Here is a 12,462-nt window from a genome sequence, read left to right as displayed (position 1 = left end):
TCGCGTACTACTTGTGGCCCTTGAAGCCGCAGTCCTTGACGTCGATCCGGACGACCTGGGGGTCGTGGTCGCTCGCCTGGTCGGCGAACTCGGAGTTGATGTGGACGACGTCGTAGTCGTAGTGGGTGATGGAGGGGCTGGTCAGGATGTGGTCCAGCGTCTGGCTGTTGCCGTCGTAGACGTAGCTGTAGCGCTCGGCGGCCGGGAGGGTGGTGATCAGGTCCGTGAGGACGTCACCGTTGTCCGTGAGGGTCTTGACCGCGTCGGAGAACTCGTAGTCGTTCAGGTCGCCGAGGGCCACGATCTGGGCCTTGGGGTCGGCGTCCAGGAGGCTGTCGACGAAGGCGTTCTCCTCCTCGGCCTGAAGCTTGCGCTGCGTCTCCGAGGAGCGCGTCGGCTCCTGGTAGCGGCCGTGCATGGGCTGGTCGCCGCCCTTGGAGTTGAAGTGGTTGGCGATCACGAAGACCGTCCTGCCCTGGAACCGGAACTCGCCTACCAGCGGCTTGCGGCTGCTGTTCCAGGCGGTGCTGGTGGGGTCGATGCGGCCCGGGGAGGCGGACAGGTGGGCCGCGCCCTTGCGGTCCTTGACCACCGACACGGCCGTGGTGGAGGCGTCACCGGTGGAGGCGCGGTCCACGAAGGAGACGCGCTGGGGGTTGAACAGGAAGACCTGGCGGATGTTGCCGCCGGGCTCGCCGCCGTCCTGGTCGTTGACCGGATTGACGTAGCGCCACGAGTACCTCGGCCCGCCGGCCGCCACGATGGCGTCGGTGAACTTCTTCAGCGTCGCCTCGGAGGAGACCGTGCCGTCGTCGGTGGCGCCGTTGTCGTCCTGGATCTCCTCCAGGGTGACGATGTCCGGCTTGGACAGGTTGGTGACGATGCCCTTGGCGAGCCGGGCGAACTTGTCGTCGCTGTCGGTCGGGTCGAGGTTCTCGACGTTGTAGGTGGCAAGCGCCAGCTCGTCGCCCTTCTGCCGGCGCGTCACCTCCTGCTTGAGCCCGTTGTCGACGGCCGTGCCGGTGGTCGCGGCGGTGGGCGCGAGCAGGTAGCCGCCGTAGTCGGAGTAGTCGACCGGCCCCGTGGTGGTGCCGGACAGCTCGTCGCCCACGTTGAGGACCGGCGTGGTCCCGTCGGCCGAGACGATCTCGATCCGGCCGGTGTTCTGCTGGTCGTAGCCGCCGTAGATGGTGCCGCCGCGCTTGGTGGGATTCTCGCCGGGCTTGGCGGTGACGAACATCTCGCCGTAGCTGTTGGTCGGACCGGTCACCCGGGCGTCGGTGACCGAGGCGCGCATGCCCTCGATGGACTCGTAGAAGTCCTGCGAGTACACGGTCGGCTGGAGGGTCAGGCCCTCGATGCTGCCGCCGTTGTTCGTCGGGGTGTACGCGTCCGGGATGGTGGAGTCGTTCAGGGCGACCGGGTCCGGGAGCGCGTTGCCGGTGGAGAGCGTGGTGGAGACCGGGCTGCCGAGCTCGGTGACCGACTGGGCGGTGGAGGACGGGTAGTACTCCGAGACCTTGCCGCTGACCAGCACCGAGTCGCCGACCGAGACGGTCGGGGTGGCGGAGCCGGTGTAGACGAACAGGCCCTCGCTGGTGGCGGGGTCGGAGTCCGGGTTCGGGTCCTGGATCCAGTAGCCCTTGCTGCCGGTGGTGCGCACGGCGGTGACGATGCCGGGGACGCCGACGACGCTCTGGCCCTTGAGGGGCGAGATACGGGTGGTGCCCTGGATGTCGTGGATCCGGAACGGGCCCGGAGCCGTCGGCCCGCCCGTACCGCCGCCGCTGCCGCCGCTCGCGGTGTCGCCCGCGCTGTTGGTCGGGGTGGGCGTACCGGCGGTGAAGTCCGCCGAGTTGTCGTCGGTGTCGGCGAGCGAGGCGGCCCGGGACACGGAGGTCGTGTTGCTCGCGGTCGGTGCGGCGGTGCCCTCGCGGACGACGGCGGTGCCGTAGCCGAGGAGGTCCACGACATCGGCGTCGCCGGTGCAGTCGGCGACGGTCTTGCAGGTCAGGGCCGTGGTGCCCTTGACCAGGGCCACGGTGCCGCTGCCCGCGGCCATCGCGATGCTGCCGCTCGCGTCCGCGGTCGGCAGCGCGGTCGTGCCGCCGGTGCCGGCGGCCTCGGAGACCAGGTAGTCGCCGCCGGCCGGGAGCGACCCGGTGAGCGGGGTGACCTGCCACAGCGAGCCCGCGGAGGCGGAGGCCGGCAGGTACTGGAGGCTGTAGCCGTCCAGCGGGAAGGCCGCCGTCGAGCGGTTGGCCAGCTCCACGAAGTCGTTCGTGAGCGTCGCGCCGGAGTTGCCTCCGCCGCCGTACGCCTCCGAGATGACGGCGTTCGCCGACGGGGTGGCGAACGCGGCGGGCAGCGGTGCCACGATGACGGCCGCGGTGGCGGTGGCGGCTATGAACGCGGCGCCGGCCACGCGCGATGCGCTCGGTCTGTGAATCTGCACGAGGGTTGACTCCTTCAACGTCCGCCGGAGAAACGGCACATGAGGTGCTGACGACCGGTGGGATCCATGCGATCGGCTGAGGTTACGCGCGTAGAAAATGGCGTGACAAGGGGCATGCGGTTAAATCTGTGGGTCCAGCAGGTATGTGAGCAACTGTCAGCGGCGCGACATGACTGAGCCGGCCCCGCCGCGGCATCCACTCCGCGGCGACGACCGGCCCTGTGCTCCCGACCCGAACGCGCCCTAGTCGAGCAGCCGCTCCCGCAGCCGCTCGCGCACCTCGGGCGTGACCCCCAGGCCCTGCGCCAGGTAGGTGTCCACGTCCCCCCACGTCTCCTCGATGGTGTCGAAGGCCGCCGTCAGATACTCGGCGCGGGCCTCGAACAGGGGGCTGAGGAGCTCCATCACCTCGGGGGAGTAGCCCGCTGCGGAGGAGCCGCTGCGGTGCACCTTGTAGCGGCGGTGCCGTGCGTTGGACTCCAGGTAGTCGGCGACGATCGCCTCGCGCTCCACACCCAGGGCGAGCAGCGTCACGGCTATGGACAGCCCCGCGCGGTCCTTGCCCGCCGCGCAGTGCATCAGCGCCGGCACGCTGTCCTCGGCCAGCGAGCGCAGTACGCGCGCGTGCTCACCGGTGCGCTCCTTGATGATCGTGCGGTACGAGACGATCATCCGATCGGCGGCCTTGCCCTCGCCGAGGATCTCCCGCAGCTGCTCGATCTCGCCGTCCCGGACCATCTTCCAGAACTCGGCCCCGTCCGCCGGGTCCGTCAGCGGCAGGTTCACGTTGAGCACGCCCGGCAGCTCGACGTCCGGGCCCTCCAGCTTCTGGTCCGCCGCGTTGCGGAAGTCGAAGATCGTGTGCAGTCCCAGGGAGGCGAGGAACTCCGCGTCCTCCTCCGTGGCGTGCGCGAGGTGCCCGCTGCGGAACAGCACTCCGTACCGCACCCGCCGTCCGTCCACCGTCGGCAGCCCACCCACGTCGCGGAAATTGCGGACACCGGACAGCTCGGGCTCCGTCGAGGGGATCTGCTGCGTCACGGGGGCTCCTCCCACTCGCCCGCCGTCGCCGCTCGTCGACGGGCACCTTCTCGACGATACGACATGGGTTCCTGGGGCAATGAGTTGTCCACAGGCGTTGCAGTCCGACCCCGCGTCCCTTGATGATGTTGCCGATTGATCGCACCTGTTCGAATGTGTGGGGGCTTGATGCTGGAGATCTCCGACCGCGGCCGTACCTGGGTTCTTTCCGGGCCGACCAGCAGTTACGCCGTCCACCTCACCGAGGCCGACGAGCTGCTGCATCTGCATTGGGGTCCGCGGATCGCGCTCGCCGACGCCGAGGCGCTCGCCGTGCGCCCGCTGCCGGACTACTGGCCCTTCGAGTCGCGGCTCGACGGCCGTGAGGAGTACCCGGTCGAGGGCGGCCCCCGCTTCGTCCGCCCCGCCCTGTCCGTGCGCACCGAGGAGCGCCGCGGCACCGAGTGGACCTTCGAGGCGTACGAGGCGGAGGGCGACCACCTGCGGCTGCGCTTCCGGGACGCGGGGCTGACCGTCACGCTGCACTACCGGATGCGCCACGACGTCGTGGAGCGCTGGGTCGAGCTCGGCAACGAAGGGCCCGCCCTGGAGCTGCTGCGGGCCGACTCCGCCACCTGGACCCTGCCCGACCGCGAGGACTGGCGCCTGTCCCAGCTGCACGGCCGCTGGGCCGCGGAGTCCCTGCTCACCGCCGCGCCGCTCACCTACGGCGAGAAGATCATCGGCAGCCGCCGCGGCCACACCGGCCACCAGCACCTGCCCTGGGTCGCGCTCGACACCGACGCCACCGAGGAGCGCGGCGAGGTCTACGGCTGCGCCCTCGGCTGGTCCGGCTCCTGGCGCATCGCGGTGGCGCAACTCCCGGACGCGCGCGTGCAGATCACCGGCGGCGCCGGCCACGACGACTCCGGGCTGCTGAGACTGGAGGCGGGGGAGTCGTACACCACCCCCGTCTTCGCCGGCCTGTGGAGCGACGGCGGCTTCGGGGGCGCGAGCCGGGCCTGGCACGCGTACCAGCGCGCGTACGTGATCCCGGACGCCGAGCAGGACCGCCCGGTGCTGTTCAACTCCTGGGAGGCCACCGAGTTCGACATCTCCGAGGAGCAGCAGGGCACGCTCGCCCGGCGGGCCGCGGCGATCGGCGTCGAGCTCTTCGTCGTCGACGACGGCTGGTTCGGCGCGCGCACCAGCGACCGCGCCGGGCTCGGCGACTGGACGCCCAACCCCGACCGGTTCCCCAAGGGCCTCGCGCCGCTCGCCGACTACGTGCACGCGCTCGGCATGCAGTTCGGTATCTGGGTCGAGCCCGAAATGGTCAATCCGGACAGCGAGCTCTACCGCGCCCACCCCGACTGGGTGCAGTTCCAACCCGGACGAAAGCGGACGGAATTCCGTAATCAGCTCGTCCTCAACCTCGCCCGCGAGGACGTCCAGGAGTACCTCTGGGAGCGCCTCGACACCCTCCTGACGAGCGCCCCGATCGACTACGTCAAGTGGGACTTCAACCGCTGCTTCACCGACGCCGGCTGGCCCGGCGACGCCTACCCGCAGCGTCTGTGGGTCGACCATGTGCGCGCCTTCTACGCCCTGTTGGACCGACTGCGGGCCGCCCACCCCGGCGTCGCCTTCGAGTCCTGCTCGGGCGGCGGCGGCCGGATCGACCTCGGCGTCATGAGCCGCACCGACCAGGTGTGGACCTCCGACAACACCGACCCGCTGGACCGGCTCGCCATCCAGCACGGCTTCAGCCAGATCCACCCCGCGCGCGTGATGGCCGCCTGGGTCACCGACAGCCCCAACGCGCAGCTCAACGGCCGCATCAGCTCACTGCGCTTCCGCTTCGTCAGCTCCATGGCCGGCGTGCTCGGGGTCGGCGGCGACCTCACGCGGTGGACCGAGGAGGAGCTCGCCGAGGCCGGCGAGTGGGTCGCCCTCTACAAGGAGATCAGGCCCCTCGTGCAGCACGGCGACCTCTACCGGCTGCGGCCTCCGACGGGCGGCCTGAGCGCGGTGCAGTACGTGCGCGGCGACGAGGCGGTCGTCCTCGCCTGGCTCCAGGCGCAGAGTTACGGCGAACCCGTCCCGGCGCTGCGACTGCGCGGCCTCGACCCGACGGCCTCGTACGAATGCCGTGAAACGGGCGAAGTTCACGGGGGTGCCGTATTGCTGCATCACGGACTTCGGACCGGATTGCGCGGCGACCTCGATGCGACAGTCCTCCGCCTGCGCCGCATCTGAGCCTTCTGTCCGAATTGGCGTCTTCATTCCAACTCGCTGTGGAATAAGGAAAGCTGGAGCAGCGTCACGTGAGGAGCGTCATATCCGTGACGGTGCGTGCCCCGTCATGTTCACGTAATCAGGGCGTTTTTCAAGGGGATTTGGTCCGGGCGACAGCTTCCTGATTCACGGAGGGTGACGGGGAATTCCGGAAAGGGATCAAGGGAATCGCATTCACAGGGAACCGTCACTTGTCCCTTTGCGTCTTGGTCGCTTACGTTCCACACCAATCCGGACGGACGCCCAATCCTGCCGCCGCCCGGTGCCCGCACAACTCACCCGTGAACGGCAGGAGCGGGGGACCCACAGGTACAACCGCCTGTTCCGGTCTCCGGAACGGCTAGGGGTAAAGCCGCGTCTCGGCGCGGCCGGGCATCTCCAGCCCGCACCCGACAGCTCACCTCGCAGGCGCCGGAGAGGAATTCGCCATGCCCGCGAAGGGTAAGCACCGCCGCCCGAAGTCCCCGCGTCTTTCCCGCTCGATCGCCGTCGCCGGAACCGGTGGCGCCGCTCTCGCCCTCCCGCTCATGGGGGCCACCGGCGCCCATGCGGCCACCACGCAGTCCGCTTCCCAGTCGGTTTCCGAAAAGGCCGCCCAATCCCTTCCGGTGACCCAGAAGAAGGCCGCCGAGAAGAAGAGCGCCGCCGACAACGCGGGTGTGCGCACCTATTCGGTGCGGGTCGGTGACTATCTCTCGAAGATCGCCGACGAGCAGAACGTCACCGGCGGCTGGAAGAAGCTCTACGCCGACAACCGCCAGGCGGTGGGCGACGACCCGTCGCTGATCCACCCCGGCCTGAAGCTCACCATCGGCAGGCAGGCCGCGACGAGCACCACCAAGTCCAAGTCCTCGTCCTCGACCGGGTCCTCCTCCTCGGCCAAGTCGCAGTCGTCCTCCGCCAAGACGTCCGCCACTCGCACCGCCGAGACCACCAGCACCGCCACCGGGTTCACCCTCCCGGTCTCCGGCGCCACCATCGGCACCGGCTACCACGTGGCCGGCAGCATGTGGTCCAGCGGCTACCACACCGGCGTCGACTTCGTCGTCCCGACCGGCACCCCCCTCAAGGCCGTGGGCGCGGGCACGGTCGTCTCCGCGGGCTGGGGCGGCGCCTACGGCAACCAGGTCGTCATCAAGCTCGCCGACGGCTACTACGCCCAGTACGGCCACCTCTCCCAGCTCTCCGTCTCGGCCGGCCAGACCGTGACCGAGGGCCAGCAGATCGGCCTCTCCGGCGCGACCGGCAACGTCACCGGCCCGCACCTGCACTTCGAGATCCGCACCACGCCGGACTACGGCTCCGACGTGGACCCCGTCGCCTACCTCCGCTCGAAGGGCGTCGCCGTCGGCTGACCCCCCGCCGACCGACTGCCTGACACGCCGCCGAAGGCCGGACCCCGATCCCCGGGTCCGGCCTTCGGTGTTCCCGCGGTGTCGACAACGGGAGTCGCGCGGGGCAGGGTGATCCCCGTCAACTGGTGCAAGCGCTTTCCATCGCCCCCTTCCCAGTGTGCTTCCCCTAGAAGGAGCCGTCCGACGTGACGACCACGCGCAGAGCATTCGGAGCCCTCGCCGCAGGTGCCGCCCTGGCCGCCCTCGCCCCCGCGGAAGGCGCGAGCGCCGCACCCCGCAGGCGTCTCCTCGCCCACGACGACTTCCGGCACGGCCTCGGCAAGTGGGCCGTCGAACTGGAGCAGGGCGGGACGGTCGCCGCGTCGCGCGGGATGCTGGAGGTCGACGTACCCGCCGGGGCGACGGTCTGGTTCAGGCAGCGCCTCGACGGGCCGTACGTCATCGAGTACACCGCCACGGCCGTCTCCGAAGGCGGGGTCGACGACCGTGTCTCCGACCTCAACAACTTCTGGAACGCCACCGACGTCCGCTCCCCGGACGACATCTTCGCCACGCGGCGCGGCGGGGCGCTGGCCGAGTACGACTACCTCCGGACCTACTACGTCGGCTACGGCGCCAACACCAACACCACGACCCGGCTGCGCCGTTACGTCGGCCAGGCGGGGGCCCGACCGCTGGTCTACGACTACACCGAGCCGCTGCTCGTCGCGAACGAGCCCAACCGGGTCCGGATCGTGTCCGACGGGCCGACGGTCCGCTGGTGGAACAATGGGCGGCTCGTCTTCGACTACGAGGACCAGGAACCGTACACAAGCGGGCATTTCGCCTTCCGGACGACCTGGAGCCATTTCCGGATCAGCGACTTCAAGGTCTGGCGGTTGAGGCGTCAACAGCGCTGATCGGAGAGTTATTCCTGGCTTGGGGAATCCTTGGGAAGTGGCTTATCTCACCGCCCGTCAACCCCTGCTTACGGTCGCGTAGGTCACATTCGAAGGTGAATCATGGACCGCGTGGCAGACGATTCGAAGAGTGACAGCAGATCAGTGATCGGGTCGTACGTTGCGGTGGGGGACAGCTTCACCGAGGGCGTCGGCGACCCCGGCCCCGACGGGGCGTTCGTCGGCTGGGCCGACCGGTTCGCGGTGCTGCTCGCGGACCGCAGGCCCGAGGGCGACTTCGACTACACCAACCTCGCCGTGCGCGGCAAACTGCTCGACCAGATCGTGGCGGACCAGGTCCCGAAGGCGCTCGAACTGGCGCCGGACCTGGTCTCCTTCTGTGCGGGCGGCAACGACATCATCCGGCCCGGCACCGACCCCGACGAGGTCGCCGAGCGCTTCGAGCGGGCCGTCGTACGGCTCACCGAGGCCGTCGGCACCGTCATGGTGACGACCGGGTTCGACACCCGCGGCGTGCCCGTGCTCAAGCATCTGCGCGGCAAGATCGCCACGTACAACGGGCACGTCCGCGCCATCGCCGACCGGTACGGCTGCCCCGTGCTCGACCTGTGGTCCCTGAAGACCGTGCAGGACCGCAGGGCCTGGGACGGCGACCGGCTGCACCTCTCTCCCGAGGGGCACACGCGCGTGGCGCTGCGCGCGGGCCAGGTCCTGGGCCTGGAGGTCCCGGCCGACCCCGACCAGCCCTGGCCGCCGCTGCCGCCGCGCGGCACCCTCGACGTCCGGCGGGACGACGTTCACTGGGCGCGCGAGTACCTCGTGCCGTGGATCGGACGGCGACTGCGCGGCGAGTCCTCGGGCGACCACGTCACGGCGAAGGGCGCGCTGTCGCCGCAGGACATCAAGAGCCGGATCGCTTCGGTGGCTTGAGCTTGCGATGGCGTGAGCGTCGGTGACGTGAGCCGCGATGGCGTGAGCTGTGATGGCGATGGCGATGGCGATGGCGTGAGCCTCGGTGACGTGAGAGCGGAGCCGGGGCTCACCGCTCCGACGCGGTCAACGCCTCCCGCGCCAGCCCCAGTTCGCGGGCCAGTGCCTCGTCCACCCACTCCTGCGCCCGCGTCCGCGAGACGGTGCCGGTGTACGAGGTCAGCTGGACGGCGAGTCCGTCCAGCAGGGCCGTCAGGCGCAGGGCCGTGCCGGTCGGGTCCGGGCAGCGGAACTCGTCCGCCGCCACGCCCTCCGCGATGACCTCCGCGAGCGCCGCCTTCCACTGCCGGTCGAGGTCCCGGGTGACCTCCTGCAGCGCGGGCTCGCGCAGCGCCGCCGCCCAGCCCTCGATCCACAGCCGCCAGCCCTTGGCCTGCCCGGTCGGCGCGTACCAGCGCACCGCCGCACGCAGTCGCCGCAGCGCCGTCGTACGGCGTCCGAGCAGCTTGCGCAGATGGGCGAGGTCGTCCTCGGCGGCGTAGGTGAACGCGGCGGCGACCAGTTTCTCCTTCGTCGAGAAGTGGTACAGCACCAGCGCGTTGCTCACCCCGAGCGCCGAGGCCACGTCGGCGATCCTGACCGCCGCCACGCCCCGCGCCTCGATCTGCTCGATGGCGGCCCGCAGCAACTCCTCACGCCGCTCCGCCACGCTCAACCGCACTCTCGCCACGCGGCCACCCTATTGCGTCGCCGCCGGTGGTGCCGGTCGAGGCCACCATGTGACCGGTTCCGGTCCAGGGCGGCCCGTGCGTCTTGACCCGGCTCGCGGTCGACGGCACGGTCACGCCGAGCGGCTTCGGCGCGGTGTGCGGCGGCATCGCGGCGGGCCTCGGCCTGAAGGGGCCGGGTCAGTCCGGGAACTGGTAGTCGAACCGGATGCGGCCGGCCTCGTCCAGCACCAGGAAGTCCCGGCCGCCTCCGGTCACTTGGCCTTCCTCCCGCTGGAAGGCCTCCCAGCGGAACGTGACCACGTCCCGCACCTGCCGGGGCGCCTCCTGAAGGCGGAAGACGAACGTACCCGGCGCGACGAACTCCTCGTACGCACGCGTCACGCGCGCGTGCAGCTCGTCGTGCCCCCGGGCCTCCAGCGCGGCGGTGGCGAAACCGAGGGCCACCGCCTGGTCGTGCATCTGCTGCGGCGGCAGCAGGATGTGCTCCCCGTCCTCCGCCCACAGGTCGAGCACGGTCTTGCGGCGGCTCTCCGGGTCGGGGTCGTTCCACATGCCGATGTAGCGGTCGGCCAGATCCTGCGCGTCGATGGCGGGCATGGTGCTCCTCCTGTGCGATGAGCTCTGTATGCCCTCGACTCTCGTGCCGCCGGTCCCTGGTCTCAATTCCCGGCAGGGTATGACGAGTTCGGGTCCCGCAGGAGGGCGTGCGCGTCTAGGGCGAGCGGGCCGCCGGGATGCACCAGGAGCGGATTGACCTCCAGGTCGCCGAGTTCCGGATGCGCGGCTGCGGCGCGGGCCACGGCGCACACGGCGGCGGCCGCCGCGTCCAGGTGGACGGGCGGGGCGCCGCGCCAGCCGGTCAGCAGGGGCGCGTGACGCAGTTCGAGCAGCGGGGCGCGCGCGTGCGTGCGTCAGCGGGGCCAGGGCGACTGCCGTGTCTGCGAGGAGCTCCGCGGTGACACCGCCGGTCCCCACCAGGGCGACCGGGCCGAAGGAGGGGGCACGGCGAACGCCGACGATGAGTTCATGAGCGTACGGCGGTGTCGCCATGGCCTCCACGACGTAGCGCCCGGCAGCGGTGGCCGCGCGCATCCGGCCGAAGGCGGCCCGCAGAGCCTCCTCGTCGGCGAGACCCAGGGCCACCCCGCCGGCCTCCGTCTTGTGGGCCAGGCCCATCGCCTTGAGGACCAGGGGGTAGCCGACGCCGACGGGACGCGGTGCGTGGCCTCGACGGCTTGCTCCGCGTCCGGCACGAACTCGGCGGCGGGGAAGGTCAGTCCGTGGGAGGCGAGGAGTTCGCGGAGGGTCTCGTAGCTGCCGTGACGGATGCGGTACGGGGCGGTCGGCGCGGTCGGTGGTGGGTGCGGGTGCGGGTGCGGGGGCGTGCCGGTGAGCCGGGCGGCCGAGGTGAGTGCCGTTGGCGGCCTGTTCGATGCGGGCAGGTCCCCGGCTTCCGCCTCTCCGCCGAGCAGGTCTCCTGCCTCCACCCCTCCAGCGAGCAGGTCCCCACGCCCCCGCCCCTCCAGCGAGCAGTCCCCCCACCCCCGTCCCCTCAGCGAGCAGTCCCCCACCCCCGCCCCCCATCCCCCGTCACCGATACCACCCGAACCGCTCCGCGATCACCGGCAGCCGGTCCGCGACGATCGCATGCGCGGCCGTCCTCGGGGTCGTCCCGTCGGCCTCCGCTCGCGTCAGCATCTGTTCGACCAGGGCCCGCATCGAGCGGCGCGTGTGGGCGAACGCCTCGTCCGCGTCGGCGTCGATGTCGCCGAACAGGGTCCACCACCACCACGCGTTCGTACCGGAGTTGACGACGACGTCCGGCAGCACGGTGACACCCCGGGCCGCGAGCAGTTGCTCCGCCTCCGGCAGCACCGGCATGTTGGCCGCCTCGACGATCCAACGGGCCGTGATCCGCTCCTGGTTGGTGATGTCGATCGCGTACGAGACGGCCGCCGGCACCAGCACCTCCGCCTCGGCGGACAGCCAGGCGTCACCGGGCAGTTCACGGTCCCCGGAACGCAGTGCCGCCCGGTCCACGGTGCCGTACGCGTCGCGTGCCGCGAGCAGCGCCTCGACGTCCAGGCCGGCCGGGTTGGCGATCGTGCCCTTGATGTCGGCGACGGCGACGACCGTGAGGCCCGCGCGCGCGAGGAAGCGTGCCGTGGCCCCGCCCATCGTGCCCAGCCCCTGCACGGCGACCCGGGTGCCCTCGTACGGCACACCGGCCCGGTCCAGGGCCGCCAGCGCCGACTCGGCCACCCCGCAGCCGCCGGCCAGCTCGTCGAGGCCGATGCCGTCCACCTCGATCGCGAAAGCGTCCGCCAGTCGCCGACGGGCCGTCGCCTCATTGTCGAGCAGCGGGTAGACCGCCTGGATGGAGGAGACCAGCCCCGCCTCCGCCGCCGCCCGGTCCACCAGGTCCTGGGTGAGGCCGAGGTCCTCGCCGGTGGTCCAGAAGGTCTCGATGTACGGCTTCATGGCCCGCAGGTAGCGCACAAGGAGTCCGTACGACCCCGGGTCCTGGGGGTCGCAGTCGATGCCGCCCTTGGCGCCGCCCAGCGGGATGTAACGGCCCTCGGGGTTGTAGTGCAGCGCCTCCTTCATGGTCATGCCGCGGGCGAGGCCGGCGACCTCGTCGAGCGTGCAGCCCTCGCGCATCCGCAGTCCGCCGCTGGAGACGCCGCGCACCAGGCGGTCGACGACCAGGAAGCCCTGGCGGCCGGTGACATGGTCGGTCCAGGTGAGCGACATCAGGGGGGCGGTCATGCGGT

The 12,462-nt window shown here is 71.0% G+C and carries 9 protein-coding genes, 1 pseudogene and 1 riboswitch; of the genes and pseudogenes, 4 read left to right on the top strand and 6 right to left on the bottom strand.

Annotated features, from left to right (window positions below):
• Positions 1-7: 7 nt before the first annotated feature.
• Both MQP27_RS06730 and MQP27_RS06725 read right to left on the bottom strand, forming a co-directional pair.
• On the bottom strand, positions 8-2,455 hold the full coding sequence (locus MQP27_RS06730) for a DUF8508 domain-containing protein (RefSeq protein WP_372511139.1): 2,448 nt from the start codon (positions 2,453-2,455) through the stop codon (positions 8-10).
• A 243-nt stretch (positions 2,456-2,698) separates the two neighbouring features.
• Positions 2,699-3,496: a tyrosine-protein phosphatase gene (locus MQP27_RS06725; protein ID WP_242762213.1), complete on the bottom strand. Its 798-nt coding sequence runs from the start codon at positions 3,494-3,496 to the stop codon at positions 2,699-2,701.
• 168 nt (positions 3,497-3,664) lie between these two features.
• Between MQP27_RS06725 and MQP27_RS06720 the strand changes: the two genes are divergently transcribed.
• The 4 genes from MQP27_RS06720 to MQP27_RS06705 all read left to right on the top strand — a co-directional run bounded on the left by MQP27_RS06720 (position 3,665) and on the right by MQP27_RS06705 (position 8,957).
• Positions 3,665-5,734 carry an alpha-galactosidase gene (locus MQP27_RS06720; protein ID WP_242762212.1) on the top strand — a complete coding sequence of 690 codons (2,070 nt, stop codon included), beginning with the start codon at positions 3,665-3,667 and terminating at the stop codon, positions 5,732-5,734.
• Positions 5,735-6,039: 305 nt separating this feature from the next.
• A riboswitch (cyclic di-AMP (ydaO/yuaA leader) is annotated at positions 6,040-6,197 on the top strand.
• 4 nt (positions 6,198-6,201) lie between these two features.
• Positions 6,202-7,128, top strand: a complete 927-nt coding sequence (locus MQP27_RS06715; RefSeq protein WP_242762211.1) for a M23 family metallopeptidase — start codon at positions 6,202-6,204, stop codon at positions 7,126-7,128.
• Positions 7,129-7,313: 185 nt separating this feature from the next.
• Positions 7,314-8,027, top strand: coding sequence for a DUF6250 domain-containing protein (locus MQP27_RS06710; RefSeq protein WP_242762209.1), 714 nt, complete (start codon positions 7,314-7,316; stop codon positions 8,025-8,027).
• Positions 8,028-8,171: 144 nt separating this feature from the next.
• Positions 8,172-8,957, top strand: coding sequence for an SGNH/GDSL hydrolase family protein (locus MQP27_RS06705; RefSeq protein ID WP_242763586.1), 786 nt, complete (start codon positions 8,172-8,174; stop codon positions 8,955-8,957).
• Positions 8,958-9,066: 109 nt separating this feature from the next.
• On the opposite strand, the gene MQP27_RS06700 is transcribed toward MQP27_RS06705, so the two are convergent.
• The 4 genes and pseudogenes from MQP27_RS06700 to MQP27_RS06685 all read right to left on the bottom strand — a co-directional run bounded on the left by MQP27_RS06700 (position 9,067) and on the right by MQP27_RS06685 (position 12,457).
• Complete coding sequence (locus MQP27_RS06700) at positions 9,067-9,687, bottom strand: TetR/AcrR family transcriptional regulator (protein ID WP_308289912.1); 621 nt, start codon at positions 9,685-9,687, stop codon at positions 9,067-9,069.
• A 178-nt stretch (positions 9,688-9,865) separates the two neighbouring features.
• A complete protein-coding gene (locus MQP27_RS06695; protein WP_242762207.1) occupies positions 9,866-10,285 on the bottom strand; it encodes a hypothetical protein in 420 nt (139 codons plus the stop codon).
• Between the two features lie 62 nt (positions 10,286-10,347).
• Positions 10,348-10,864: pseudogene (locus MQP27_RS06690) on the bottom strand (acetate--CoA ligase family protein).
• 414 nt (positions 10,865-11,278) lie between these two features.
• Positions 11,279-12,457: a glutamate dehydrogenase gene (locus MQP27_RS06685; RefSeq protein ID WP_242762199.1), complete on the bottom strand. Its 1,179-nt coding sequence runs from the start codon at positions 12,455-12,457 to the stop codon at positions 11,279-11,281.
• Positions 12,458-12,462: the final 5 nt, after the last annotated feature.

The organism is Streptomyces cylindrosporus (assembly GCF_022698165.1).
GTDB lineage: Bacteria > Actinomycetota > Actinomycetes > Streptomycetales > Streptomycetaceae > Streptomyces > Streptomyces cylindrosporus.
The sequence above is the reverse complement of the archived record's forward strand: the minus strand, read 5'-3'. Positions and strand labels throughout refer to the sequence as shown.

What these genes read in the sequence shown, in the direction of transcription:
- MQP27_RS06715 (WP_242762211.1), top strand. Translation starts at nt 6,202, where the DNA reads ATGCCCGCGAAGGGTAAGCACCGCCGCCCGAAGTCCCCGCGTCTTTCC.
- MQP27_RS06695 (WP_242762207.1), bottom strand. Translation starts at nt 10,285, where the DNA reads ATGCCCGCCATCGACGCGCAGGATCTGGCCGACCGCTACATCGGCATG.
- MQP27_RS06685 (WP_242762199.1), bottom strand. Translation starts at nt 12,457, where the DNA reads ATGACCGCCCCCCTGATGTCGCTCACCTGGACCGACCATGTCACCGGC.
- MQP27_RS06720 (WP_242762212.1), top strand. Translation starts at nt 3,665, where the DNA reads ATGCTGGAGATCTCCGACCGCGGCCGTACCTGGGTTCTTTCCGGGCCG.